The organism is Xanthobacter sp. 91 (assembly GCF_000702385.1).
Taxonomy (GTDB): Bacteria; Pseudomonadota; Alphaproteobacteria; order Rhizobiales; family Xanthobacteraceae; genus Xanthobacter; species Xanthobacter aminoxidans.
The window spans coordinates 3,792,031-3,816,098 of sequence record NZ_JNIB01000001.1; the positions used below are offsets into that span (position 1 = coordinate 3,792,031).

Consider the following 24,068-nt stretch of genomic DNA (forward strand, 5'->3'; position numbering starts at 1 on the left):
AGGCGTGCGATGGTTCCGCTTTGGGAAAAATCGATAGGACCAGCTCAGGGAGGGCTTCGGGGCGGGAGGCCCTTCGCATAAGTTTTCCATGCGAGCCGGCCGATGTGGGCGGCCGCGACCGCTCTTCCCTTCACCAGAACGAGGCCGACCAGCGCCATGGCGGACGCGGACTTCATCAAGACCACTTGCCCGAGGGACTGCTACGACGCCTGCGGGATCGTCGTGGGCCGCCGCGACGGCATGATCCGGAAGGTTCTCGGAGATCCCGACCACGCCGTCACCCGGGGCGCCCTCTGCGGCAAGTGCGCCATCGCCTACAACGGCAGCTGGCGCGCGCCGGATTTCAGGCTGGCGACGCCGCTCAAGCGCGTGGGGGCCAAGGGCGAAGGGACGTTCGAGCCCATCGGCTGGGACGAGGCGCTGGCGCTGATCGCCGAGCGTTTCGGCGCGCTCAGCGCCGAAGGCGAGGCCCGCACGATCCTCCACACCCATTACACCGGCACGGTGGGGCTGGTGGGCGGCTGGTATCCCATCCGCTTCTTCAACCGCCTCGGTGCCACGGAGGTCGATCCCGACACCGTCTGCAACAAGGCGGGGCATGTCGCGCTGGAAATGACCTTCGGCAACTCCCTCGAAGGCTTCGACCCGCGCACCGCGCGCGATGCCCGCACCATCCTGGTGTGGGGCGCCAATCCCTCCTTCTCGGCGCCGCACCAGAACAAGGGCTGGCTCGCGGATGCGCAGGCCGCGGGCACGCGCATCATCGCCGTCGATCCCGTCGCCCACGACACGGCGCGCGCCGCGGACCTGCATCTGCAACTGCGGCCCGGCAGTGATGCGGCGCTCGCCTTCGCCTTCATCCATGTGCTGCGGCGCGACGGGCTCGACGACCGGGATTTCCTGGGCTCCCACGTTCTGGGGGCGGAGGACCTTGCCCCAACCATCGCCGCCATGAGCCCTGAGCGCGCGGCGACGCTTTGCGGCGTGCCGGCGGAGCTGATCGAGGAGGCCGCGCGCGCCTATGGAGCGGGCCCCTCGCTCCTGTGGCTCGGACAGGGCGTGCAGCGGCAGCCGTATGGCGGCAACGCCTTCCGTGCGCTGGCGGCGCTGGTGGCGTTCTCCGGCAATCTCGGCAAGTCCGGCGCCGGGTTTCTCTACATGAACGGCCCCGGCGGGCGCGGCATCGACATGGCGACGCTGACCTGCCCCGCGCTTGCGACGAACGCGCCGCCCGCCATAAGCCACATGGACCTCGCCGCCACGCTGGAGGATCCGCAGCGCGCGCGCGCCTTCGTGAACTGGAACAACAATCCCGCGGCCTCCTCGCCGGAGCAGGCCCGCCTGCGCCGGGCGCTGAAGCGCGAGGACCTGTTCCACGTGGCGGTGGACCTGTTTCACACCGACACCACCGCCTATGCGGACATCGTGCTGCCGGCGGCGAGCTTTCTCGAGTGCGACGACCTGGTGCTGTCCTATTTTGACCTCACCGTCTCGGCGCAGGTGAAGGCGGGCGATCCCCCCGGCACCGCGCTGCCGAATTCGGAAATTTTCCGCCGGCTCGCGGCGGCTATGGGCTTTGCCGAGCCCGAGCTGTTCGAGACCGATGCCGACCTCATCGCGCGGCTCCTCGCCCAGACGCCCTTTGAAGGCACCTTCGCCGACTTGGCCGCGGTGGGTACGGCCACCGTCTTCCCCGAGCCGAAGGTGCAGTTCGAAGGCCTCGCCTTCGGTACGCCGTCGGGACGAATTGAGCTTGCGAGCGGGCAGGCGGCCGCCCTCGGCCTGCCGCGCCTGCCCATGGCCCACGTCGACGCGCCGCCTGCGGATGGCAGGATGCGCATCCTTTCTCCCGCCTCCCAATGGCAGATGAACTCGAGCTACGGCAATGATCCGGTGATCCGGCGCCGGCTCGGACCGCCGACCGTGGCGCTCCATCCGGACGACGCGGCGCGCGAAGGCCTCGCGGAGGGCGATCAGGTGGTGCTTGCCAATGGCGAGGGCCGCGTGCCGGTCACGGTCGCCATCTCGGACCGCACCCTTCCGGGCGTCGTCCTGATGCACAAGGGACGCTGGCCGAGCCTCTCGCCGGGCGATGCCAACGTCAACGCCTTGGTGCCGGGCCACAAGAGCGACATCGCCGAGAGCACCACCGTCCACGGTACGGAGGCGCGCCTGATACGCGCGGAGGCCGCGCAATGAGCCCATTGCGGATGGCCGCCGTGCGGGACGTGGCGGTCATCGGCGCGGGGCCCGTGGGCTTGTTCACCCTCTTCGCCCTCGGCCAGGCGGGGCTCGACGCCGTGGTGGTGGACGCGCTCGACGTACCCGGCGGCCAGTGCGCGGCGCTTTACCCGGAAAAGCCCATCTATGACATTCCCGGCCGGCCCTCCGTGACGGCGGGTGCACTGGTCGCCGATCTGGTGGGACAGGCGGCGCCCTATGACCCCCTCTATCTCCTCAGCCGCCGCGCCATCGGCCTCAGGCAGGAGGAGGAACAGTTCCGCATCACCCTCTCCGACGGGAGCGAGGTGGGCGCCCGTGCCGTTGTGGTGGCGGCGGGCGCCGGGGCGTTTGGCCCCAACCGTCCGCCGATCCCCAATCTCGCCGGCTTCGAGGGGACAAGCCTTTTCTACGCGGTGGACGACCCCGCGCGGTTTCGCGGCCGGATGGTGGTGATCGCAGGCGGCGGAGACTCGGCAGCCGATTGGGCGGTGATCCTCGCCGGCATCGCCGCTCAGGTGGTGCTTGTGCATCGGCGGCCCGTCTTCCGGGCCGCGCCTGCGACGCTCGCCGCGATCGAGCGCCTCGTGCAGGAGGGGCGCATCCGCATCTGCGCGCCCCGTACCCTTGCGGGCGTGTCTGGAACCGGCGCGCGGATCGAGGCCGTGCATCTCGCCGATGGCGCGGGTGGGCAGGAAGAGGTGGCGGCCGATGCGCTCCTGTGCTTCTACGGCCTCGCCAAGGATCTCTCGGCGCTCGCCGGCTTCGGCATCGCCGCGGGCACCGCCGGCGTCCCGGTCGCTCCCGCCAGCATGGAGACCATGCGCCCCGGCGTATTCGCCGTAGGGGACGTCGCCGACTATCCCGGCAAGCTGAAGCTGATCCTCACCGGCTTCGCGGAGGCCGCTCGAGCCGCCCACAGCACGCTCGCCCTGCTGCGCCCGGCCGCGGCGCGCCACTTCGAGCATTCCACCAGCCGTGGCGACCCGGCCGCGCGCGCTGCAAACTCCTGAGGAGCCCTTCGGCCCATGACACGTCTCATCGTCACCGCCCGCGACGGCAGCCGCCACGACGTGGAGGCGCAGGACGGCCTCTCCGTCATGGAAGTGCTGCGCCCGCTCGGCATCGGCATCGCAGGAGAGTGCGAGGGCTCAGCCGCCTGCGCGTCCTGCCACGTGTGGGTGGATGCCGCCTGGCTCGCGCGCCTCCCCGAGCCTGAGGACGCGGAGGCGGACATGCTGGACTGCGCCTTCAACACGCGCGCCGGATCGCGTCTTTCCTGCCAGTTGCGCGTGGGGCCGGAACTGGACGGCCTGGAACTCGCCATGCCGCATGCCTGACACAGGGATCTTTCCCGCGAAGAGTTCGACCCGCTGAAGAGGCGCCGACCAGGGCAGCGCCACTCACAGCCAAAACAGCGGCTGCAGACGGGCGTCAATCGGAACGCGAGAGATCGATCCGGGCGGCATGTTCTCCCCGGTCGCTGGAGGCGTGCCCAACACGCTTGTTCGGCGGGAGATTGCTCCCCACGAGTTGGATACCATTCTCGATGTTCGCGCTGCGTAAGCTGGGGCGTCTCAGGAACATTCGAAATCTCGGCGAGTTATCGCGCCATGACGACCGCCGAAGCCCCCGCTCGACCGACCGAAAAGCCAGATGCGACCGCAGAGTCCGAACTGGACAGCGTGATCGCGGAGAACGGAAAGGTGGTCGAGCCGCCTCCGCCCGAGGCCATCGAGCCTGACCCCTCCCTCTCCTCGGAAGAGGTCGAACGGCTCCGCAAATCGTATCTGCTGAAGCGCTTCTGGATCAGCGCGCGCGGATACTGGGGCGCCAAGGGCGACAAGCTGGCATGGGTCTTCACCATTGGCCTTCTGTTGCTGATCGTTACCAACGTGGGGTTTCAGTACGCCATCAACGTCTGGAACCGGTCGATCTTCGACGGCATCGAGAAGCGCGAGGCCTCCACCGTCTTCTTCCTCACGGCCGTCTTCTTCCCGCTGGCCGTGGGCAGCGTGGCGCTGGGCGTCGCCCAGGTCTATGCGCGCATGGGCATGCAGCGGCGCTGGCGGGCGTGGCTGACCAATGCGGTCGTCTCGCGATGGCTGACGGGGGGCCGCTACTATCAGCTCAATCTGGTCAGCGGCGATCACAAGAACCCGGAATACCGCATCGCCGAAGACCTGAGGGTGGCGACCGAAGCCCCCGTGGACTTCCTCGCCGGTGTCACATCGGCGTTCCTCTCTGCGGCCACCTTCATCGTCGTGCTGTGGACCATTGGCGGTGCGCTGACCGTGACGTTGGGCGGCACGGCCATCACCATTCCCGGCTTCCTCGTCGTGGCAGCCGTGATCTATGCGCTCATCGCGTCCGGATCGATCCTGTTCATCGGGCGGCGCTTCGTGGAGGTGTCGGAGGAGAAGAACCAGTCGGAGGCCGACTACCGCTATGTGCTGACCCGCGTTCGCGAGAATGGCGAAAGCATCGCCTTGCTGGGCGGAGAGCAGGAGGAGCGGGATGGTATCAATTCCACCTTCTCCGGCGTCCTCCGGCAATGGTCGCGCCTCGCCGGCCAATACATGCGCACGACGCTCGTGTCGCAAGGATCCAGCCTCATCGCTCCGGTCGTGCCGCTGCTGCTGTGTGCGCCGAAATTTCTCGAAGGCCAGATGTCACTCGGCGAGGTGATGCAGGCCGCCTCTGCCTTCACCATCGTGCAGACGGCCTTCGGCTGGCTGGTCGACAACTATCCCCGGCTTGCCGACTGGAACGCATGCGCACGCCGCATCGCCTCGCTGATGATGTCCCTCGACGCGCTGGAGCGGGCCGAAAACGGCGATGGCGTTGGGCGCATCCAGCGGGGCGAGACGGATGGGCAGGCCATGCTCACCCTGAACGACCTTTCCGTGTCGCTGGATGACGGCACGGCGGTGGTGGAGCAGGCGGAGGTGGTGATCGAGCCGGGGGAGCGGCTGTTCGTTTCGGGTGCTTCCGGAAGCGGCAAGAGCACGCTGGTCAGGGCCATCGCGGGGTTGTGGCCCTGGGGCGGCGGCAGCATCAATTTCCATCCCGATGCGCGCCTCTTCATGCTGCCCCAGAAGCCCTATGTGCCATCGGGCACCCTGCGGCGGGCGGCGGCCTATCCGGGCGGTGCCGAGGACTGGTCGGCCGAGGAGATCTGCGCCGCGCTCCAGGCGGTCGGGCTTGAGCATCTGAAGGAGAAGATCGAGGAGGAGGCGCCCTGGGACCAGACGCTGTCCGGTGGCGAGAAGCAGCGTCTGGCCTTCGCGCGCCTGCTGCTGCATCGCCCCGACATCATCGTGCTCGACGAGGCCACTTCCGCCCTCGACGAAAAGAGCCAGGACAGGATGATGGAGCTTGTGACCACCGAGCTGCCGGACGCGACAATCGTCAGCGTCGCCCACCGTGCCGAACTGGAGGCCTTCCACAGCCGCAAGATCGTGCTGGAGCGGCGCAAGGGCGGGGCGAAGCTGGTGACTGACATCGACCTTATTCCGCGAAAGGGAAAGCCGCGGCTATTGGGGCAATTGCTGCGGCGGCGACGGCCATCGAGCCAAGCCTAGTCGCCCGAAATCACGGGGGCGTTGTCGGCCTCATCGTCCGCGCCGTGGTGCAACGAGTTGCACCGCTGACTAACGCCGAGTCCATGCGACACGCCTTAGGATGCCCATGTCTGGCGCCCAGGGCCCCTTGAAGCTCGCTTGCTGACGATCTCCCGAAGCTCCTTCGGCACGCCGATGCGTACGAAAAAAGCGGTGCCCCGTGCCCTTACCGCTTCCTGCCTCGATCGGAGCGGGCCTGGCCGCCTGGAGGGACTTCCAGATCTTATAGCCGTGCATCGTCTGCGCGGGGTATGGGATAGACGTCCACATCGCTGGCGCCCAGCCGGCAAACTCCGGTCCGGCAGACTCCGCGAAGTGCTTGAACACGACAAGGTCCTGGGTCTCGACGGAGACCTGCGGGTTATCGCGCTCGAACAGATCCTCCTTGTGCACCAGAGCGCGTTCCGTCCGAGCCATCAGAGGCCGGAGAAGCACCTCGAGCCTCTCCTTGGCGCCCAGGACCGACGCGCGGATCGCGTCCCTCGTCCCGGTCGTCTTCAAGGCACAGTGGTAGTCGCGCATCGCCTGCTCAACTGCGACCCGGCATCCTTCGTCGTCGGCGAGGAAGCCGGCGAGAGCGATGAGCGATCGGTAGTGGTCGACCTCGTGGATCTCGTCGCCCCCGAGGCGTCGCAGCCTGTAGGGTGTCGCTGAGAGCAGAAGCACCGCCGGTCGCTCGTCGCCGCCGAGAAGCGCCTCCACGAGGAGCCGATGAATCCGCGCTCGTTCCTGCTTGAGCCGAACGTTAGGAGTATCGGCCTTTGGAACGATCAAATCCGCATATCGGTGGAACTCGTCGAGAACTACCAGGTCGGGCTTGACCGTCTTGAGCCGCAGCGCCGCCAGCGCGAGGACCGACCTGAAGCGCCCGATGAACTCGACGACGTCGACACCATCACCCTCGAGCCATCCCAACACGGACTTCTCGATGCTCCCCGACTGGCAGTCAAAGATGTCCCGCATTGCCCGCTCGACCCCGATGGCGTTGAAGCCCTTCAGGTCGCCCCGGTCGGAGAGCAAAAGCCGACCGCCCGCAGCGCGCTCGCGGTCGAGCTGTTTCACAGCGGACAACAATGCTGGGAACCGCTCCAGCGCCGAGAGTATCAGTTCGCGCTCCGCCTTTCGGCCGGTTCTCGGGCCCGGCTTCCATCCGGGCAGGCTCGTCTCCGGAGTGAAGGTGAACACCCGGAACCCGTTCCCCTCCTCGGGCAGCCAGCCGGGGACCAGCGCGAGCCGGTCCCCGCCGGGATCGTACTTCTCGGGGTCGATCCCGGTCAGCGAGATGAACTTCGGCCGGTTCTGACCGGCGATCTCGAGGCTCGGACAGAGATACATCACGTTCAGCCGCCTGCTTCCCTTCTGCAGCTGCTGGGCGATCGACCGAGCGATGAGGGTCTTGCCCAGTCCAACCTCGTCGGCGACGAGGAAGCGTCGCGGGCCGTTGGCCTTGAGGACCTCGCTCGCCACCTGGACGGTGCGGGACTGGAATGGTGCCAGCTCCATCAGGCGCCCCCGTGGATTGCGTCGTGGACGGCCTGCAGGAACGGCCGAACGTCGGAGAGGTCCGCGAGTGCAGCACGCTTCTCCTCCTCGTCAGGCGGCTCCTTGAAGGTCTCCTGGAAGGAATCGAGCATCGCTATCATGCCGGCGGTGCGTCGCTCGAAGCCCCGAGGATCGCGGGCCCAGGCGGAGAGCATCGTCTCTAGGGTGAACATCTCTGAGATCCTAGAGATCTTGCGCTCATGGGTCTTCTGTAGCCCATCGGACCACCTCTCGCCCGCTGTGCCGTCGAGGCCTTCGAGCTGCGAGCGTAACCAGTCCCGGAACCTGCTGGCCCCAACATATCGGGTCAGGAGCGCTCGGTCGCGCCGGTCATGGTCGAGACCTGTGACTGGTAGCGACAGCACCCAGCATCGTTGGACAGTGGGGTCCGTCAGGCTGGTCGCGCGGAACGAGACAAGCGACGTCTGCTCGCTCAGCACGATATTTCCGCGCAGAAGCCGGACGCTCCGCATCCCTGTCTCGATCCGGACCCAGGCGTCGGGGGCGAGGAATGGTGCAGCCTCGAACCGCGCGGTCTGGAGTGCCGCGTCCGCGCCCTCGCCAACTGTAAGCGTCAGCCCGCCGACCTCATATTCGAGGCCGAGCTTGCATTCGAGAAGAAGAGCTATCCGCTCGTCCAGCTGTCGCTCGCTCTCCTCGAGCTCTGCGAGGTCCTCGTCCACCCGGGAAGGGTCGAACTCGAAGCCAGATTGCACGAAGCTATGAAGCGAACCGGCCAGCGCCGTGTCCGTGACGTCGAGGATGGCGACCGCCTCGGCGTTTGGACCTAGCAGTCCGCGCTTCGTCAGGTTCGCGCTGCCGAGCATGATGGTCGATCGCTTCCCCTTGGTGACGGCGATCATCTTGGCGTGGACGCCAGCCGATACCGGCTCAATAAACTCGGCGGTCCTGTCAACCGCCTGCTGCTCCACCGAGACCGTCGTTTCCGGCTCGGGTGCCGAACGTGTTCGAAAGACGATCCCCGATAGTGGCGCACAGCTGCCAGCCGACACGTCATTGGTCAGCAGGGTAACGGAGGGCGAGCCTGCGCGTAACAGTTGGCGCAGTCCGGTCACATCGATGAAGGGGCTGATCGCGCTGGCCATCTCCGCCCCATCCAGCAACGGCGCGGAGATGAAGGGTGTGCCTCCACCCGGCCTACGCCACAGCAATCGCCGGACGGCCGTGCCGGCGGGAGCCAGCCAGCGCGCAGCGCGCAGCTCTTCGAGTTCAGACGCAGTGAATTCGCCTTCGATCAGGAGGCCACGCGCCAGTTTGGCAATGTCCCGAACCGGACGCGCCGCCATGTCGTGCGACGACGCAAGGAGGAGGCCGGCGTCGAGGTCGCGCGAGCCAGTCAAGTTCCGGCTGCCGATCCAGAAGCGCCATTGGACGGGATCGCCATTGTATCGAACGAGGGCGACCTTCGGATGCCAGCTCTGGCGGCGCTCGTTGGCCGGGATCGCCTCGACCATCGTGTCGAGCAGTGGCAGGATCGACCTGTGCGCTCGGGGTGCGATTATGCGACCGACCTGATGCAGTACGCGGAGCCTGCCGCGCACGCCGTCGAAGGCCTTCACGAGGCCGAGCGGAGAGTTCTCGAACTCGGCCTCGGCGTCTCCGCCAAGCACCAGGACGAGTCCGAGTAGCGCGACGAGATCGAGCGAGTAGGTGGCGATGACCGCTCGCGAGATGGATTGCCCAGCGTCGGGGCGCAGTGCGCCGAAGACTGAGATGCGGCTGCCCGGGTCGAAGCTCATTTGGCCGCTCCGAGCCGGATGATCATCTCCTGCACCACCGGCCACCGGTAGTCGAGAGGTGTTGCGACACCTTTGCGCCAGTCCGCGCGCCGCTTAGCGTTGATCAGGTATGCCCGTTCCCCCTTCAGGTCGCGTTCGCGGGTCTCGAGGACCCGGGAGATGCCGTCCAGCGCCCCATTGGAACGAATCCATTCGAGCACGTCCTGTACGAAGCTCGTGAGGTATTTATCCATGCGGGTTGCTGCGCGCAGGGCGTCGAGGTCAGTTTCCAGCGCGGCATCGCGATGCTCGGCGATGAGCTCAGGCAACGCGTCGGAATGGAGCTGCTCGTCTATCTTCAAGTCGACGTTGCGCTTCGCCTCGACGAGTGCGGCATAGGCCGCGCGGGCGATGCAGGCGATCGACGCCGCCCTTCGCGGACGCGCTCTTCCTTCAACTCGGCCCCATCTGCGTCTCTCGCGTAGTGCTCTAGCAAAGCCCGTTGCAGGGCTTCCGTCGCCCGCAGGATGTCGCGTCCGTCGATGAGGCGCAGCCTTCTCTCCTGGGCTGCTGCCTTGGCAAGGCTCTGCAGGCCGGCGTCGTCGATGCCTTGCGCAATGGCTGCGGCCTGATCGTCTGCTGCATCTCGCCGAGCTTCCCGCTCCTCCTGAGAGAAGGGCACCGGCGGCGTCTGGCGTTCCAAACTGTAGAGATAGGACCTAGCCAACTGCTGGAGATCGGCATCCGAGACGCCCGCAGGCTCGTCATGCCCGATGCCGGTGTCGACGCCGGTGAGCTTGGCCCGGGCCTCGGCGAATAGCGTGTCTGCCTTCACCGACTCGATGTGTGAAAGGCGGACTGCCTCGCGGTGGCTGATGGTGCCCAGGCTCTTCCAGATTTCCCGCTTGCCGATGATCGGCCGGAGTTCCTCCGGCACATACGCTCGAAAGGTCCACCGACCGCCACGGCAAAACAGCCTCTGGGGCTTGCTCATTTCGTCTCCGACTGTAGCAGGAGACTGTAGCAAATGCCGTTTCAAGCCTTTGATCTTGCCCATCGTTTTGGGATTTCAATGGGTTGGGATGGTGCTGCGAGAGAGGATTGAACTCTCGACCTCTCCCTTACCAAGGGAGTGCTCTACCACTGAGCTACCGCAGCGTGCCGGCGGCCGCACCAGGAGGGGACCGCGGAGACGGGTGTGCCGTCGTCAGGAGCGCTCCTCTAGTACATGCGGCGCTGCGGTGCAAGGGGCTCGGCGCCGATGGCAGTGGATGACATGCCAGGCAGACACGGTTGGGCGCTCGGCAGGCTACGGGCGCTGAAAAAATGCGCCTGCTTGCGGCTTGAGCGATTCCTTCTGCGCAGCTAGCCTCCAGCTACGAGGCCTGGATGGGGGAAGTCATGGCAGCGGACAAGGCGCGCAAGGAAACCATCGGCGCCGTCCGGCGCACGTTTGCCCCATGGAAGGATCCAACCCAGACGCCGCTCATCCGCTTCGAGAATGTCGTCAAGCGGTTCGGCGATTTCACTGCGGTCAACAATGTCAGCCTGGACATCTATGAGCGGGAGTTCTTCGCTCTGCTCGGCCCCTCGGGCTGCGGCAAGACCACCCTCATGCGGATGCTCGCCGGCTTCGAGGAACCGACCTCCGGCCGCCTGACGCTCGCGGGTGAAGATCTTGCGGGGGTGCCGCCTTACCGGCGGCCGGTGAACATGATGTTCCAGTCCTACGCGCTGTTCCCGCACATGAACGTGGCGGACAACATCGCCTTCGGCCTGAAGCAGGACAAGATGCCGAAGGCCGACATCGACGCCCGCGTTGCCGAGATGCTGGAACTGGTGAAGCTTGAGCAGTTCGCCAAGCGCAAGCCGCACCAGCTTTCCGGCGGCCAGCGCCAGCGCGTCGCACTCGCCCGTTCGCTCGCCAAGCGCCCCAAGGTGCTGCTGCTGGATGAGCCGCTCGGTGCCCTCGACAAGAAGCTGCGCGAGGAGACCCAGTTCGAGCTGATGGACCTGCAGATGTCCCTCGGCATGACCTTCCTGATCGTGACCCACGACCAGGAGGAGGCCATGACCGTGGCCGACCGCATCGCGGTGATGAATCACGGCGTGCTGGTGCAGGTGGCCCCGCCGGCGGAAATCTACGAGCAGCCGGCCACGCGCTACATCGCCGACTTCATCGGCGAGGTGAACCTGATCGAATCGACCGTGACCGCATGCGAGGGCGAGACCACGCGCCTCACCTCCGAGGTGACGCCGTCGCCGCTGACCGTGGCGCATCCCTGCGAGGCCGGGCCCGGCGGCAAGGCCTGCATCGCCATTCGGCCGGAAAAGCTGCGCATTTCGCTCGATCCGCCGCCTGAGGGGACGGAGAACGTCTTCGCCGGGGAAATCTGGGACATCGGCTATCTGGGCGATCTCTCCATCTATCACGTGGAGCTCGCCTGCGGTCAGCGCCTCAAGGTGTCCCAGCCGAACCTGTCGCGCCGGGTGGCGCGGCCCATTTCCTGGGAGGACAAGGTGTGGGTCACGTTTGATCCCGACGCCGGCGTCCTTCTGACCCGTTAGGAGGCAGTCATGGCCATGGCGGGAGAAAAGGGACGGGGCCGCTGGTTCGTGATCGCGGTTCCCTATCTGTGGCTTCTGGCGCTGTTCCTGGCGCCCTTCCTCATCGTCTTCAAGATCTCGCTGTCGCAGGACGTGGTGGCCCAGCCGCCCTATGCGCCGCAACTCGATCTCTCCAACGGCCTTTCGGGCCTGACCGACTTCCTGTCGCAGCTTTCCCTCGCCAATTACGGCTACGTGCTGGATTTCTCGAACGAATTCCTCGCCGCCTACGGCTCCAGCCTCATCATCGCCTCCATCTCGACGATCCTGCTGCTGCTGGTTGGATACCCCATCGCCTACGCCATGGCGCGGGCGCCGCGCTCCATTCAGCCGACGCTGCTGATGCTGGTGATCCTGCCCTTCTGGACCTCGTTCCTCATCCGCGTCTACGCATGGATCGGCATCCTCTCGCCGGAGGGTCTGCTCAATCAGGGGCTGATGTCGCTGGGGGTCATCGACACGCCGCTGGAGATCCTGAATACCAATCTCGCGGTCTATATCGGCATCGTCTATTCCTACCTGCCGTTCATGGTGCTGCCGCTCTATTCGGCGCTGGAGAAGCTCGACCTCACACTTCTCGAAGCCGCGGCCGATCTCGGCTGCCCGCCGGTGAAGGCCTTCTGGAAGATCACCTTCCCGCTCTCCCTTCCCGGCGTCGCCGCCGGCGCGCTGCTGTGCTTCATCCCGGCGGTGGGCGAGTTCGTGATCCCTGATCTTCTTGGCGGCTCCGACACGCTGATGATCGGCAAGTCGCTGTGGACCGAATTCACTGTGAACCGCTCCTGGACCGTCTCCTCGGCGGTGGCGGTGCTGCTGCTGCTCGTGCTGGTGATCCCCATCGTGATCTACCAGAACATCCAGCAGCGCGAACTGGAGGCAGGCAAATGAGAAAAGGCCTCACCTGGTTCAACGTCACGTCCATCGTGCTGGGCTTCGCCTTCCTCTACATTCCAATCATTCTGTTGGTGATCTACTCTTTCAACGCGTCAAGACTTGTCACCGTCTGGGCCGGTTTCTCCACCCAATGGTACTGGTCTTTGCTGGAGAACGAGCAGCTCATTGATGCTGCCTGGGTGACGTTGCGCATCGCCTTCTTCTCCTCGCTGGCCGCAACCGTGCTCGGCACCATGGCGGCGCTGGCGCTCACCCGCTATGGGCGATTCGGCGGGCGCACGCTGTTCTCGGGCATGATCTACGCGCCCCTCGTCATGCCCGAGGTCATCACCGGCCTGTCGCTGCTGCTGCTGTTCGTGGCGGTGAATTTCGACCGCGGCTTCTGGACCGTGCTGCTCGCCCACATCACCTTCACCATGTGCTTCGTGGCCGTTGTGGTGCAGTCGCGCCTCGTCACCTTCGATCGCACGCTGGAGGAAGCGGCGCTGGATCTCGGCTGCCCGCCGTTCCAGACCTTCTTCAAGATCACCCTGCCGCTCATCCTGCCGGCGGTGGTGTCCGGCTTCATGCTGGCCTTCACCCTGTCGCTGGATGATCTGGTGATCGCGAGCTTCACCACCGGACCCGGCGCCACCACGCTGCCCATGCGCATCTATTCGCAGGTGCGCCTCGGCGTGACGCCGGAGATCAACGCGGTCTGCACCATCCTCATCGCCATTGTGACGGTGGTGGTCATCATTGCCTCCATCGTCACAAAGCGGGCCGAGAGCCAGCGTGAGGCCGAGGAGCGGGCGGCGCTGCAATAGGGGGCATCGCGAGGGCGCGCAGCGCGCCCATTCCCGGTGCTGTCCGTTCAGACGGCGGCAAAGGCGCTGAAGGCGGTCACGATCTGGACCATGAGCAGCAGGCCGCCAGCCAGCATCGCTCCGCCCATCAGCAGCGCGATCCCACGGTTGCGGTCGGCGGATACGGAGGCGGCGGACGCCATGCAACACGCTCCAAGTGTGCGAGTTTCCGGGAGCGTGGCAGCAAATCGTTAACCATAACCTTAAGTATCGGCATCCCAGGCCCGCGCCCGGAAGGCAGCCTCAGCGGCCCTCGCGCACCCAGGCGGCGGTGATGACGCCGAGCAGCAGGAGCAGGCCCGAGAGACCCGCGAACATCGGGAACAGGCCGATGCCGCGCACCACCGAGACGTCCCGCGTCTTCAGCCCCATCCAGTCCTCGCCGGCGAGCCGGTCCGAGGCGGAGACCTGCACGAGGCGCGGCACCTGCCCGTTGAGATCGGCGAGCCGCCACACGCCGCCGCCCGTGGCCGCCGCGATGGGGGCGAGCACGTCGCGGGTGCTCGTCACCTCGGCGAACTCCTTCGGGTTCAGGGGGCCGATATTGGCGAGGGCGTTCAGCGTGCCGTTCTGTGCCCGCCACAGGCCCAGTTCGTCCGCCGGCGTCTTGGCCTGCCACAGGCCGGGCTCGACCTGGGCGAGGGTGAGGGTGCGCAGCGCGCCGGAGGGCGTGGTGACGGTGGCGGGCGGCACCTGGTCCGCCATGGTCTGGCGCTCCACCACCAGGTCGCGGCCGGAAACCGTGAGCTTGAGGCGCTCCTCCTCCAGGTCCGGCTCCTTCATCAGCCAGTGGGAGAGACGGCGGAGCAGGTCGATGTGCGGGCCGCCGCCCTCGTAGCCGCGCGCCCACAGCCAGATGTGGTCGGAGAGGAGGAGGGCGACGCGGCCCTCGCCCACCCGGTCCACAAGCAGCACCGGCTTGTCGCCGGGCGCGGACATGAGGCTGGTGCCGGAGCGCGCCTGCGCGTCGATCACACGGAAGAAGCGGCTCCAGTGGGGCGGGTCGCTCTCCGATCCCGGCAGGTTGCGGGTGACGGGATGGCGCTTGCCGGGGTCGGTGAGCTTGGCGTGATAGGGCGCGTCGGTGGCCTCGCCGCGCGGTATGCCGGGAAGGATTTCCTCCAGAGGCGTGTTGTAGAGCGAGCCGGTGTCGAGGAAGTCCGTGCCCGCGGCCACCAGCACGGCGCCGCCGGCGCGCACGTAGCGCACGATGTTGTCGAAATAGATCTGCGGCAGCACGCCCTGCTGGGCGTAGCGATCGAAGATGATGAGGTCGAAATCCTTGATCTTGGTCTGGAACAGCTCGCGGGTCGGAAAGGCGATCAGCGAGAGCTCGTTGATGGGCGTGCCGTCCTGCTTCTCCGGCGGGCGCAGGATGGTGAAGTGGACGAGGTCCACATTGGCGTCGCTCTTGAGCAGGTTGCGCCAGGTGCGCTCGCCCACGTTCGGCTCACCGGAGACGAGGAGCACGCGCAGCTTGTCGCGCACGCCGTCGATGGCGACGGCGGTGCGGTTGTTCACCTGCGTCAGCTCGCCCTCGAGCGGGGGCACCTCGAACTCGACGATGTTGGGGCCGGCGTGGGTGATATCCACGTCGATGCTGGCGCTGCGCCCGGTGGTGACGGTGGGGCGGCCGATGACTTCGCCGTCGCGGCGGATGGTGACGGGCACGCGGGCGCCGGCCGGCGCGCCTTCGTCCGTCACCTTGAAGGTGATGGTCTGCTTCTGGCCGACGATGCCGAAGCGCGGCGTCTTCTCCAGCGCCACGCGGCGGTCCCGCTCGCCGGCGCGGCCGGTGATGAGGGCGTGGACGGGGGCAGAAAAGCCCAGCGCGCCGGCATTCTCCGGCGTGTCGTGAACCCGCCCGTCGGTGATCATGATGGCGCCGGCCACCCGCTCCGGCGGCACATCGGCAAGGCCGGCCGAGAGGGCGGAGAACAGGCGCGTGCCGTCCACCGAACCGTCGCCCGCGTCGGCCTCGATGGTGCGCACCTCGACGCCGGAGAGCTTGCCCAGGCGCTCGGCGAGCTGGGCGCGGGCGGCCTCGGTCTGCTGGGTGCGTTCGCCGAAGGATTGGGACTGGCTCTTGTCCACCACCAGCGCCACAACGGAAGACAGCGGCTCGCGCTCCTCGCGGGTGAAGGAGGGGTTGGCGAGCGCCAGCAGGCCCACCGCCAGCGCCAGCGCCCGGAACACCGAGCCACGCGTGCGGGAATAGACCAGCAGCCCCGCCAGCACAGCAGCAGTGATCGCCACCGCGATCAGCGCCGGCAGCGGCAGGAAGGGGGAGAAGGTGAGGCCGTAGCTCATCGGATGGATGTCTTCCTCACTGCCCCAGCCGTTCCAGAAGCGCCGGCACGTGCACCTGATCCGCCTTGTAGTTGCCGGTCAACACGTACATCACCATGTTGGCGCCGGCCCGGAAGGCGATCTCGCGCTGGCGCGGCTCACCGGGGGTGAGCGGCAGCATGGGCTCGCCGGAACGCGAGACGGCCCAGGCGCCGGCCAGATCGTTCGAGGTGATGATGACGGGGGACACGCCGTCGCCGGCGCGGGCGGGGCGGTCGGCATCGTCGCGGGCGGCGGGGAGCGCCTCCACCCAGGTGGTGCCGCCGGTGAAGCGGCCGGGGAAGTCCTTCAACAGATAGAAGGCCTTGGTGAGCACGTGGTCGCGCGGCACCGGCTCCAGCTCGGGGATGTCGAGGCGGGAGAGAATCTCCTTCAGCCGCGCCTGCGCCGGGGTGAGCGGCGCGCCGGGCCCGCCGGGGGATTCGATGGCGTCGCGGGTATCGAAGATCACCGTGCCGCCCTGCTTCATGTAGGCGTCGATGCGCGCCAGAACCGGCTGCGCGGGCACCGGCGTATTGGCGAGGATGGGCCAGTAGAGCACGGGAAAGAAGGCGAGCTCGTCCTTTGCGATATCCACCCCCATGGCTTCGCCGGCCTGCAGCGCGGTGCGCTGGGCGAGAAAGGTGGCGAGCCCGTCGAGGCCGGCGCGGGAAATGTCGTCCACCTCGCTGTCGCCCGTCACCACATAGGCGAAGCGGGTCTGCGTGGTGGCCTTCAAGGCGAAGCTGTCGTCGGCCCGAGCCGGGACGGGCAGGAAGGCGCCGGCGGCGGCGCCCAGCATCACGGCGGCGAGCAGGATGGCGGCGGCCCCTGGGCGCGGCCGCGTTCCGCCCATGCGGGAGAGCCCGCCGGCGAGGAACAGAACCGCCAGAGCGTCGAGCAGCAGCAGCAGCATGGCGCCGATGAGGATAGGCCCGCGCATGTCGCGCGGCGCGCTCTCCTGCAACGGCTCCGTGCGCCCGCCCAGCGCCGCGAGGTCGAGGGCCTTGGGCCGGTCGGCGGGGAGCAGGGTGTTGACCGCCACGAGGCCGTCCGGCGGGCCGTAGAAGCCGGGCGGATGGTCGGCAGTGGAACGGCCGCGATAGTCGGCGGGCAAAGCGCGGGCGGTGGGGCCGGCGGGGCGGAAGGCGCCGAAGCCGTCGAGGACGCGGGCGGGCGGCAGCGCCGCCACATCCGGCCGGCCGGCGGGATGAATGGCGGTGTCCGCCGGCGCCGTCTCGGGCGGGGGCGGGGCATCGGACAGGGCAACCACGTGGCGCAGCATCTCAACGAATGTGCCGGAAAGGGGGAGGTTCGACCAGGATGTGTCGCCGGTGACATGGAACAGCACCAGCGCGCCCTTGCCCCGACGGGTGCCGGTGACGAGGGGTGTGCCGTCGGCGAGCGTCGCCCAGGTGCGGTCGCCCAGCGTGCCGTCCGGCTCGGCGAGCACCTGCCGGTTCACTGTCACGTCGTCGGCGGGCTTGATGTCGCGGAAGGGACCTTCCGGCGTGAGGGAGCCGAGCTTCTGCGGCGTTTCCCACGAGAGGGAGCCGCCGAGCACACGGCCGCCCCGGCGCAGGCGCACCGGCAGGAGATCGTCCTGCGCATTGGCGAGGCGCGGCCCGGCGAAGCGGATCAGCACGCCGCCGTCTTCCACGAACTTGGCGAGGCGGTTGCGGGTGGCGGGCGGGATGGTGCCCACGTCCGTTAGCGCCAGCACGGGCAGGCGCTGGTCGAGGAAGCGGTTGATGTTCTCGGTGGCCGATCCCGTCTCCGCCACGCGCAGGTCGGCGAACGGGCCGAGGGCGCGGGAGAGGTAATAGGTCGGCGCAAGGAGCGGCTGCCCGGTGTCGGTGGAGGTGCCGGAGACGACGCCCACGGAGCGCCGCCGCCAGCGCTTGTCGAGAAGCTGCACGGCGCCGGCCGAGTGCTCGCCGGCAATCTCCAGCCGTGCCACCTCGTTGCGCAATTCCACCGGCAGGTCGAAGCGGGCGTCCACCTCGCTCGCGCCCTCGGGCAGGGTGAAGGGGGCTTCGGCGAGCACGAGGCCGCGCATGTCGCGGGCCGTCACCCGGCCGGAGCGCGGGGCGCCGGAGGCCGGCCGCAGCACCTTCACCGTGAGCGCCTCGGCAGCGTTTTCCGCGCCGGCCAAGGCAAGCGGCGCGGCGACGCCGCCGCCCACCACGAGCAGGCGTGCGCCGGCGCCGAGATCGGTGAAGGCGCGGGCGGTGTCGGGATCGGCGCCAAGGTCCACGCCATCGGAAATGTAGACGATGCCGGCGCTGGGCTCGGTGCCGAGGAGGCGCCCGGCCAGCGCCAGCGCCTCCTTGCGGGCGGGCGCATAGGGCACCGGCTCCAGCGAGCGCAGGTGGTCACGCGCGGCTGCGGGAGTGGAGAGGGTCGCCTCGCGCGGCACGTCGCCGGTGGGAATGAGGGCGACCCCGCGTCCGTTGGTCTCCGCCTCGTCGATGAGGGCGGCCGCGGCGCTCCGGCGGGCCTCCCAGCTCGCGGCGGCGGGCCAGCCCTGATCGATGACGATGAGAAGCGGCCCCGAGCCGGTCGGCGCCGTCGCTGGTGGGTTCCAGATGGGGCCGGCGGCGGCGAGGATGACGAGGGCCGCCAGCAGCATCCGCAGCGCGGTGAGCCACCACGGCGTGCGCGCCGCGCTCTCCTCCTTGGGCGTGATGCCCAGGAGCAGGCGCAACGGGGGAAAGCTGACCTCGCGCGGCTTCGGCGGCACCACGCGCAGCAGGAACCACAGCAGCGGCAGCGCCAGGAAGGCGGTGAGCAGCAGCGGCGCGGAAAAGGCGAGGGGAAGACCGAACATCAGGCCGGTCCTCCAGAGACGAAGGCATGGCCGCCGTCCTTGGGGAAGGCGGACGGGCCGCCCCCCACACTCATGCGCTGGTGCAGGGCAAGCAGCATTTCGCTCGCCGGCCGGTCGGTGCGGTGGATGGCGAAGCTCCAGCCGAGCCGTTCCGCGGCGGCGCGGAGACGGGCACGGTGGTCCGCCAGCTTCACGTCATAGTCTGCCTTCCAGCTCTCGGCCCGGCCGACGGTGAGACGGTCGCCGCCCTCCGGTTCGCGAAACTCGATGCGGCCGGAGAAGGGAAACGTCTCCTCCGCCGGGTCCACGATCTGCACCAGATGGCCGTGGGCGCCCGAGGCGGCCAGCATGTGAAGCCGGGCCGAGACCTCTTCGGCCGGGCTCCAGAAATCGCTCAGCAGCACGATCTCGGAGAGCGGCGAGGGGCCGAACTCGGGCGGCAGGCTCGCAGGCAGGCGCGGCGCCAGCACCACGGCCTCGGCCATCCGCTCGACGATGCGGCGGTTGGCGGAGGGGCGCATCAATTCGGGAATGCCCACGCGCTCGCCGCCCTTCACCAGAAGCTCCGCGAGGGCGAACGCCACCACCAGCGCCCGCTCGCGCTTCGGCGGCTGTCCGCGGGAGGCATAGTCCATGGACGCCGAGAGATCCGGCCAGATCCACACCGTGTGGCTCGCCTCCCACTCGCGCTCGCGGACATAAAGATGATCGTCGCGGGCGGAGCGGCGCCAGTCCACGCGATTGGCCGGCTCGCCGTCCACGAAACGGCGGTACTGCCAGAAATTCTCACCCGTGCCCGAGCGCCGACGCCCGTGCAGGCCGTGCTGCACGCTCATGGCGATGCGGCGCGCCTCCAGGACGAGGCGCGGCATGGCTGCCGCGAGGTCTGCGGCGGCGAGGGCGGACGTCTCTACGGCGTGACGCTGCGCGTCCTCGGGCGCGCCTTTTTGTGGGGCGTTGGCCATGGGAGCGGCCATGGGCGCGGGCCGGTCCGCGCTCACCCGAGCCGCTCGGTGAGGCGGCGGATGATACCGGTGACGCTCTGGCGCTCGGCGCGGGCGGCGAAGGTCAGCGCCATGCGGTGCTTCAGCACCGGCTCGGCGAGGGCCACCACGTCGTCGAGGGAGGGGGCATAGCGCCCGTCCAGCAGGGCGCGGGCGCGCACCGCCAGCATCAGCGCCTGGCTGGCGCGCGGGCCGGGGCCCCATGCGATATAGGCCTGCTCCGGCCCTTCGGCGCCGGGACGGGCCGAGCGGACGAGGGTGAGGATGGCTTCCACCACCGATTCGCCGACGGGCAGGCGGCGGACGAGGCGCTGGGCGGCCACGAGATCGTCCACCGTCATGGCGGCGCGAGGCTTCTGCTCCTCCGCCGAGGTGGTCTCGAACAGGATGCGCCGCTCGGCGTCGCGATCGGGATAATCGACGTCGATTTCCATCAGGAAGCGGTCGAGCTGCGCCTCGGGGAGGGGATAGGTGCCTTCCTGCTCCAGCGGGTTCTGGGTCGCGAGCACATGGAAGGGCTTGGGCAGATCGTGCCGCTCGCCGGCGACGGTGACATGGTATTCCTGCATGGCCTGCAGCAAGGCCGACTGGGTGCGCGGCGAGGCGCGGTTGATCTCGTCCGCCATCAGGAGCTGGGCGAAGATCGGCCCCTTGATGAAGCGGAAAGCGCGGCGGCCGCCGGCCGATTCCTCCAGCACTTCGGCGCCGAGGATGTCGGAGGGCATAAGGTCCGGCGTGAACTGCACGCGGCGGGCATCGAGGCCCAGCACGGTGCCCATGGTGTCCACGAGCTTGGTCTTGGCGAGGCCCGGCACGCCGACGAGCAGCGCATGGCCGCCGGCGAGGATGGTGATGAGCGCGCGCTCCACCACCGTTTCCTGGCCGAAGATGACGTTCGAGATGGCCGCGCGGGCAGCCTTCACATGGGCGGCGGCGGCTTCCGCATTGCGGATGATCATCTGGTCGAGGTCAAAGGTCTCGCCGGCAGCCGACATATGCTCATCTCCTACACGCCAAGTACGAACCGCACGCCAAACACGAACCGCACGCCATAATTGCCTGCACGCCGGACACGCACCGCAAGCTTGCTGCCAAAAGCGGCAACAAAACGCCTCCAGCTCCCATCCGCTGGTCTGATCCACCCTTTGCCTGTTTAACGGGCATCGGGCGGGCCGGTCCACGCGTCGGTCTGGGACGGAGCGGAACACGCCCGTCTCGCGAAGTCTTGCAAACGTCGCGCCACCCGGACAGAGAGCTTACGATATGATGCGCGCCCGTCGAGCCCCCGCGGAGGTGGTGGGGGTGCGGCGCACTCACGTCATCGCGAGGCTTCCGCCTTTTGCGGCGTGACAGGGTCCAAGGAGACCAGATGCCTGCCCCAACGCCAGACACGCCAGCTCTCACGCCCTCCACTTCCGAGGCGCCATCTGCGTCGGGCCGGCTGGAGGCGCTGATGGCGGCTGCGCGCGCCGGCGGCGGGAAAGGTCCGGCCCCGGTGGAGCTGTGGAACCCGCCCGATTGCGGCGGCATGGACATGGTGATCCGCGCCGATGGAAGCTGGACCTACATGGGCACCCCCATCACCCGCCCGGCGCTGGTGAAGCTGTTCGCCTCCGTGCTGGCACGGGAGGGCGAGCGCTTCGTGCTGAAGACGCCGGTGGAGAAGGTGGGCATTCGGGTCGAGGATGCTCCGTTTCTTGCCGTGGATCTGGCGGTGGAATCGGCGCCAGAGCCGGATGCGGCCGGGGGCCGCGACCCGAATCGCACCCTCGTCTTCCGCACCAATCTGGACGACGTGGTGCGCTGCGGGCCGGGCCACGAGCTGCGGTTCGCCCGCGGCGACGGGGTGGGCGAGGTGGTCCCCTACCTGCATGTCCGGCGGGGGCTGGAGGCGCGGTTGTCGCGCGCCGTCCATCTCGACCTCATGGATCTCGGGGAGGTGCGGGAGGAGGGCGGCGTCCCCATGTTCGGCGTGGCGTCGGGCGGGCTCTTCTTCCCCATTCTTCCGGCAGCCGAACTGGGACTGGACTGATGCGGGTGTCCGATGATGCATTTTCCGAGGCCAACAGCGCCGGTGACAGCCTCGCCGATTTCCTGCGCCGTGCGGGTGAGCGCCTGTCGCGGGAGCCGCCTCCCTTCTATTCGGAAAGCGACTTTCTCGCGCTGAACGGCGACCATGCCTTGCAGCCGGAGAAGGTGAGCCTCATTCCGCAGGATCGCCCGCGGCACGCCGCCGTCCTCGTGCCGGTCATCGCCCGGCCGGAGCCGACCATCCTGCTCACGCTCAGATCGTCGCACCTCTCACAGCATGCGGGGCAGGTGGCCTTTCCCGGCGGGCGTATCGACCCCGGTGACAAGGACGAGATCGACGCGGCCCTGCGGGAGGCGCGCGAGGAGGTGGGGCTCGATTCGGCGCTGGTGCGGCCCCTGGGATTTCTGGACGGCTACCTCTCCGGTACCGGCTTCTGGATCGTTCCGGTGGTGGGGCTGGTGGACCCGGCCTACACGCTCACGCTCAATCCCGCCGAGGTGGACGAGGCGTTCGAGGTGCCGCTCGGCTTTCTCATGAGCCCGCGCAACCACGAGCGCCAGTCGCGGGAATGGAAGGGCACGCTGCGGCACTTCTATGTGATGCCGTTCGAGGGGCATAACATCTGGGGCGCAACCGCGGGCATGCTGCGCAATCTCTACGAGAAGGTCTACGCCTGATGGCGCGCAGCCTGCTCATCGAACTCGCTCTCTTTCTCACGCCGTTTCTGCTCTACGGCGCCCTGCTGCTCGCGACCAAGGGGTCGGTCGTGCCGGCCAACTGGTCGCCGCGCGCCCTTGCGGTGGCCGCGGTCGCGGCTGTCGGGCTGGTGGCGCTGGGCCTGTTCCTATTCGAGCATGATCGCGTGGCCCCGCCGGGCGCCCACTACGTTCCCGCCCAGACCAAGGATGGCGCGTTCGTGCCGGGGCATTTCGAATGACTGTCAGCGTTGCCGGCGCGCCGTTCTGGACCACACCGGGCCTTTCGCCCCTGCTCGCCGTGCTGAATGGCGGCGGGGAGGAGGCGCGGGTGGTTGGAGGTGCGGTGCGCAACGCCCTCCTCGGCCTGCCGGTGATCGACGTGGACATCGCGACCACCGCCTTGCCGCAGGAGGTCGCCGCCCGCGCCACCCGCGCCGGCCTCAAGGCAGTGCCCACCGGTATCGAGCATGGCACTGTCACCGTGGTGTCCGGCCATCACGGATACGAGGTCACCACCCTGCGCGAGGACGTGGAGACGGACGGCAGGCGGGCGGTGGTGCGCTTCGGCCGGAGCTGGCAGCACGATGCCGAGCGGCGGGACTTCACCCTGAACGCGCTCTATGCGGCGCCAGACGGCACGGTGGTGGACCTCGTGGGCGGCCTTGCGGACCTTGAGGCGCGGAAAATCCGCTTCATTGGCTCGCCGGACGCGCGCATCCGCGAGGATTACCTGCGCATCCTGCGTCTGTTCCGCTTTCACGCGGCCTATGGCACCGGCGCGGTGGACAAGGCGGCATTCTCCGGTGCCGTGCGTCTGCGTCAGGGCCTGCTCGCCCTTTCCCACGAACGGGTGCGGGCGGAACTGCTGAAGCTGCTCCTCGCGCCGGGCGCGGCGGCGACCCTTGCCGTCATGAGCGACGCGGGCCTGATCCAGCCGCTGATCGGCGGCATCGCCGATGCCCGGGCGTTCGCGCGGCTGGTGGAGATCGAGGCGCTGTGGCGCGCGGAGGGCTGGGACGTGCCGGCCGATGCCATCCGCCGTCTCGCCGTCCTTGCGGTGCGGGTGCCGGACGATGCCGAGCGGCTGCGCGGAAAGCTGCGCCTGTCCAATGCTGAGGGGCGGCGCCTCGCCCTCATGGCCGGCCCTGTGCCGGACATTGCCGACGACGCGGCGGCGCAGGCCTTCATCTACCGGACAGGGGCGGAAGCGGCGCGCGACCGCGCGCTGCTGGCGGCGGCGCACGGACGGTCGGGTATGGAACGGATCGGCCGGCTCGCAGCTGAATGGGCGGTGCCGCGTCCGCCGTTCGGTTCGGCTGACCTGATGGCGCTGGGCCTCAAGCCGGGACGGGCGCTCGGGGCCGCCCTGCGGCGGGCGGAGGCGGACTGGATCGACGCCGGCTTCCCCGAGGAGCCCGGCCTCATCGCCGCCCTGCTGCGGGCGGCGATCGCCGTGGATGAAGGGCCTTCGTGAGGCTCAGTCCTCGTCGTCTTCTTCCTCGTCCTCTTCCTCGAAATCGGCGATCTCGAGCTTCTCAACCGCGATGGCGGGAAGGGTGTCCTTGCGGAACTCGCTCACGTCCTCGGCGAACCACACCACCGAAATCTCCGTCTCGGAGGCGGTGACGACGGTAAGGGCGGGGCTGCCGGACTTGAGCTGGACGATATCTCCGGGGGCGAACGCCATGGCTGTTTCTCCGGGCCGG

At 68.4% G+C, this 24,068-nt stretch carries 21 protein-coding genes and 1 tRNA gene; 11 read left to right on the forward strand and 11 right to left on the reverse strand.

The window, feature by feature from the left end; all coding sequences use genetic code 11:
- The first annotated feature begins 156 nt into the window (after positions 1–156).
- The 4 genes from A37E_RS0117740 (at position 157) to A37E_RS0117755 (ending at position 5,804) form a co-directional block, all read left to right on the forward strand.
- Positions 157–2,199 carry a molybdopterin-dependent oxidoreductase gene (locus tag A37E_RS0117740; protein WP_029557843.1) on the forward strand — a complete coding sequence of 681 codons (2,043 nt, stop codon included), beginning with the start codon at positions 157–159 and terminating at the stop codon, positions 2,197–2,199.
- Entirely contained in the window at positions 2,196–3,233 is a 1,038-nt protein-coding gene (locus A37E_RS0117745) for an NAD(P)/FAD-dependent oxidoreductase (RefSeq protein WP_029557844.1), read from the forward strand. Before A37E_RS0117740 ends, A37E_RS0117745 begins: the two co-directional genes overlap by 4 nt.
- Before the next feature lie 15 nt (positions 3,234–3,248).
- Entirely contained in the window at positions 3,249–3,560 is a 312-nt protein-coding gene (locus A37E_RS0117750) for a 2Fe-2S iron-sulfur cluster-binding protein (protein ID WP_029557845.1), read from the forward strand.
- Between the two features lie 273 nt (positions 3,561–3,833).
- Positions 3,834–5,804: an ABC transporter ATP-binding protein/permease gene (locus tag A37E_RS0117755; protein WP_029557846.1), complete on the forward strand. Its 1,971-nt coding sequence runs from the start codon at positions 3,834–3,836 to the stop codon at positions 5,802–5,804.
- Between the two features lie 69 nt (positions 5,805–5,873).
- Here A37E_RS0117755 and A37E_RS0117760 read toward each other — a convergent pair whose 3' ends face one another.
- The 5 genes from A37E_RS0117760 to A37E_RS0117780 all read right to left on the reverse strand — a co-directional run bounded on the left by A37E_RS0117760 (position 5,874) and on the right by A37E_RS0117780 (position 10,282).
- Positions 5,874–7,346, reverse strand: a complete 1,473-nt coding sequence (locus A37E_RS0117760) for a DEAD/DEAH box helicase family protein (protein ID WP_029557847.1) — start codon at positions 7,344–7,346, stop codon at positions 5,874–5,876.
- On the reverse strand, positions 7,346–9,145 hold the full coding sequence (locus A37E_RS0117765; protein ID WP_029557848.1) for a hypothetical protein: 1,800 nt from the start codon (positions 9,143–9,145) through the stop codon (positions 7,346–7,348). Before A37E_RS0117765 ends, A37E_RS0117760 begins: the two co-directional genes overlap by 1 nt.
- Positions 9,142–9,486 carry a hypothetical protein gene (locus tag A37E_RS0117770; RefSeq protein WP_029557849.1) on the reverse strand — a complete coding sequence of 115 codons (345 nt, stop codon included), beginning with the start codon at positions 9,484–9,486 and terminating at the stop codon, positions 9,142–9,144. Before A37E_RS0117770 ends, A37E_RS0117765 begins: the two co-directional genes overlap by 4 nt.
- Positions 9,483–10,118, reverse strand: a complete 636-nt coding sequence (locus A37E_RS0117775; RefSeq protein WP_029557850.1) for a DUF6538 domain-containing protein — start codon at positions 10,116–10,118, stop codon at positions 9,483–9,485. The genes A37E_RS0117770 and A37E_RS0117775 overlap by 4 nt, the downstream gene beginning before the upstream one ends.
- An 89-nt stretch (positions 10,119–10,207) precedes the next feature.
- Positions 10,208–10,282, reverse strand: a tRNA-Thr gene (locus A37E_RS0117780).
- A 243-nt stretch (positions 10,283–10,525) separates the two neighbouring features.
- On the opposite strand from A37E_RS0117780, the gene A37E_RS0117785 reads away from it, so the two are divergent.
- Genes A37E_RS0117785 through A37E_RS0117795 form a run of 3 tightly spaced genes read left to right on the forward strand, consistent with a single transcriptional unit; the run spans position 10,526 to position 13,431 of the window.
- The gene (locus A37E_RS0117785) at positions 10,526–11,692 is read left to right on the forward strand and encodes an ABC transporter ATP-binding protein (RefSeq protein WP_029557851.1); all 1,167 of its coding nucleotides are present in this window, start codon (positions 10,526–10,528) and stop codon (positions 11,690–11,692) included.
- A 9-nt stretch (positions 11,693–11,701) separates the two neighbouring features.
- Positions 11,702–12,619: an ABC transporter permease subunit gene (locus A37E_RS0117790; RefSeq protein WP_051679140.1), complete on the forward strand. Its 918-nt coding sequence runs from the start codon at positions 11,702–11,704 to the stop codon at positions 12,617–12,619.
- A complete protein-coding gene (locus A37E_RS0117795; protein WP_024279773.1) occupies positions 12,616–13,431 on the forward strand; it encodes an ABC transporter permease in 816 nt (271 codons plus the stop codon). Before A37E_RS0117790 ends, A37E_RS0117795 begins: the two co-directional genes overlap by 4 nt.
- A gap of 47 nt (positions 13,432–13,478) precedes the next feature.
- Here the strand turns inward: A37E_RS0117795 and A37E_RS27650 are convergent, their stop codons facing one another.
- From A37E_RS27650 to A37E_RS0117820, 5 genes are all read right to left on the reverse strand, one after another.
- Positions 13,479–13,613, reverse strand: a complete 135-nt coding sequence (locus A37E_RS27650; RefSeq protein ID WP_280938448.1) for a hypothetical protein — start codon at positions 13,611–13,613, stop codon at positions 13,479–13,481.
- A gap of 100 nt (positions 13,614–13,713) precedes the next feature.
- On the reverse strand, positions 13,714–15,780 hold the full coding sequence (locus A37E_RS0117805; RefSeq protein WP_029557853.1) for a membrane protein: 2,067 nt from the start codon (positions 15,778–15,780) through the stop codon (positions 13,714–13,716).
- Positions 15,781–15,796: 16 nt separating this feature from the next.
- Positions 15,797–18,628 carry a DUF4159 domain-containing protein gene (locus A37E_RS0117810; protein ID WP_029557854.1) on the reverse strand — a complete coding sequence of 944 codons (2,832 nt, stop codon included), beginning with the start codon at positions 18,626–18,628 and terminating at the stop codon, positions 15,797–15,799.
- Positions 18,628–19,605 (reverse strand): DUF58 domain-containing protein, encoded by a 978-nt coding sequence (locus A37E_RS0117815; protein WP_029557855.1) that lies wholly within the window; start codon positions 19,603–19,605, stop codon positions 18,628–18,630. The genes A37E_RS0117810 and A37E_RS0117815 overlap by 1 nt, the downstream gene beginning before the upstream one ends.
- Before the next feature lie 20 nt (positions 19,606–19,625).
- On the reverse strand, positions 19,626–20,627 hold the full coding sequence (locus A37E_RS0117820) for a MoxR family ATPase (protein ID WP_024279769.1): 1,002 nt from the start codon (positions 20,625–20,627) through the stop codon (positions 19,626–19,628).
- 458 nt (positions 20,628–21,085) lie between these two features.
- Here A37E_RS0117820 and A37E_RS0117825 point away from each other — a divergent pair, with 458 nt between their 5' ends.
- The 4 genes from A37E_RS0117825 to A37E_RS0117840 are packed head-to-tail and all read left to right on the forward strand — an operon-like array spanning position 21,086 to position 23,836.
- Positions 21,086–21,664, forward strand: a complete 579-nt coding sequence (locus A37E_RS0117825) for a DUF1285 domain-containing protein (RefSeq protein WP_051679141.1) — start codon at positions 21,086–21,088, stop codon at positions 21,662–21,664.
- Positions 21,664–22,341 (forward strand): CoA pyrophosphatase, encoded by a 678-nt coding sequence (locus A37E_RS0117830; RefSeq protein ID WP_029557857.1) that lies wholly within the window; start codon positions 21,664–21,666, stop codon positions 22,339–22,341. Before A37E_RS0117825 ends, A37E_RS0117830 begins: the two co-directional genes overlap by 1 nt.
- Positions 22,341–22,601 carry a DUF6111 family protein gene (locus A37E_RS0117835; protein ID WP_029557858.1) on the forward strand — a complete coding sequence of 87 codons (261 nt, stop codon included), beginning with the start codon at positions 22,341–22,343 and terminating at the stop codon, positions 22,599–22,601. Before A37E_RS0117830 ends, A37E_RS0117835 begins: the two co-directional genes overlap by 1 nt.
- A complete protein-coding gene (locus A37E_RS0117840) occupies positions 22,598–23,836 on the forward strand; it encodes a CCA tRNA nucleotidyltransferase (RefSeq protein ID WP_029557859.1) in 1,239 nt (412 codons plus the stop codon). The genes A37E_RS0117835 and A37E_RS0117840 overlap by 4 nt, the downstream gene beginning before the upstream one ends.
- Before the next feature lie 3 nt (positions 23,837–23,839).
- On the opposite strand, the gene A37E_RS0117845 is transcribed toward A37E_RS0117840, so the two are convergent.
- A complete protein-coding gene (locus tag A37E_RS0117845) occupies positions 23,840–24,049 on the reverse strand; it encodes a DUF2158 domain-containing protein (protein ID WP_024279764.1) in 210 nt (69 codons plus the stop codon).
- Between the last annotated feature and the right edge of the window lie 19 nt (positions 24,050–24,068).

Bases quoted from the DNA above. Each gene is read 5' to 3' on its own strand.
- A37E_RS0117845 (WP_024279764.1), bottom strand. From the start codon at position 24,049: ATGGCGTTCGCCCCCGGAGATATCGTCCAGCTCAAGTCCGGCAGCCCC.
- A37E_RS0117740 (WP_029557843.1), top strand. From the start codon at position 157: ATGGCGGACGCGGACTTCATCAAGACCACTTGCCCGAGGGACTGCTAC.
- A37E_RS0117795 (WP_024279773.1), top strand. From the start codon at position 12,616: ATGAGAAAAGGCCTCACCTGGTTCAACGTCACGTCCATCGTGCTGGGC.
- A37E_RS0117790 (WP_051679140.1), top strand. From the start codon at position 11,702: ATGGCCATGGCGGGAGAAAAGGGACGGGGCCGCTGGTTCGTGATCGCG.
- A37E_RS0117840 (WP_029557859.1), top strand. From the start codon at position 22,598: ATGACTGTCAGCGTTGCCGGCGCGCCGTTCTGGACCACACCGGGCCTT.
- A37E_RS0117825 (WP_051679141.1), top strand. From the start codon at position 21,086: ATGGCGGCTGCGCGCGCCGGCGGCGGGAAAGGTCCGGCCCCGGTGGAG.
- A37E_RS0117830 (WP_029557857.1), top strand. From the start codon at position 21,664: ATGCGGGTGTCCGATGATGCATTTTCCGAGGCCAACAGCGCCGGTGAC.
- A37E_RS0117775 (WP_029557850.1), bottom strand. From the start codon at position 10,118: ATGAGCAAGCCCCAGAGGCTGTTTTGCCGTGGCGGTCGGTGGACCTTT.
- A37E_RS0117765 (WP_029557848.1), bottom strand. From the start codon at position 9,145: ATGAGCTTCGACCCGGGCAGCCGCATCTCAGTCTTCGGCGCACTGCGC.
- A37E_RS0117760 (WP_029557847.1), bottom strand. From the start codon at position 7,346: ATGGAGCTGGCACCATTCCAGTCCCGCACCGTCCAGGTGGCGAGCGAG.
- A37E_RS0117805 (WP_029557853.1), bottom strand. From the start codon at position 15,780: ATGAGCTACGGCCTCACCTTCTCCCCCTTCCTGCCGCTGCCGGCGCTG.
- A37E_RS0117810 (WP_029557854.1), bottom strand. From the start codon at position 18,628: ATGTTCGGTCTTCCCCTCGCCTTTTCCGCGCCGCTGCTGCTCACCGCC.
- A37E_RS27650 (WP_280938448.1), bottom strand. From the start codon at position 13,613: ATGGCGTCCGCCGCCTCCGTATCCGCCGACCGCAACCGTGGGATCGCG.
- A37E_RS0117755 (WP_029557846.1), top strand. From the start codon at position 3,834: ATGACGACCGCCGAAGCCCCCGCTCGACCGACCGAAAAGCCAGATGCG.
- A37E_RS0117750 (WP_029557845.1), top strand. From the start codon at position 3,249: ATGACACGTCTCATCGTCACCGCCCGCGACGGCAGCCGCCACGACGTG.
- A37E_RS0117835 (WP_029557858.1), top strand. From the start codon at position 22,341: ATGGCGCGCAGCCTGCTCATCGAACTCGCTCTCTTTCTCACGCCGTTT.
- A37E_RS0117820 (WP_024279769.1), bottom strand. From the start codon at position 20,627: ATGTCGGCTGCCGGCGAGACCTTTGACCTCGACCAGATGATCATCCGC.
- A37E_RS0117815 (WP_029557855.1), bottom strand. From the start codon at position 19,605: ATGGCCGCTCCCATGGCCAACGCCCCACAAAAAGGCGCGCCCGAGGAC.
- A37E_RS0117785 (WP_029557851.1), top strand. From the start codon at position 10,526: ATGGCAGCGGACAAGGCGCGCAAGGAAACCATCGGCGCCGTCCGGCGC.
- A37E_RS0117745 (WP_029557844.1), top strand. From the start codon at position 2,196: ATGAGCCCATTGCGGATGGCCGCCGTGCGGGACGTGGCGGTCATCGGC.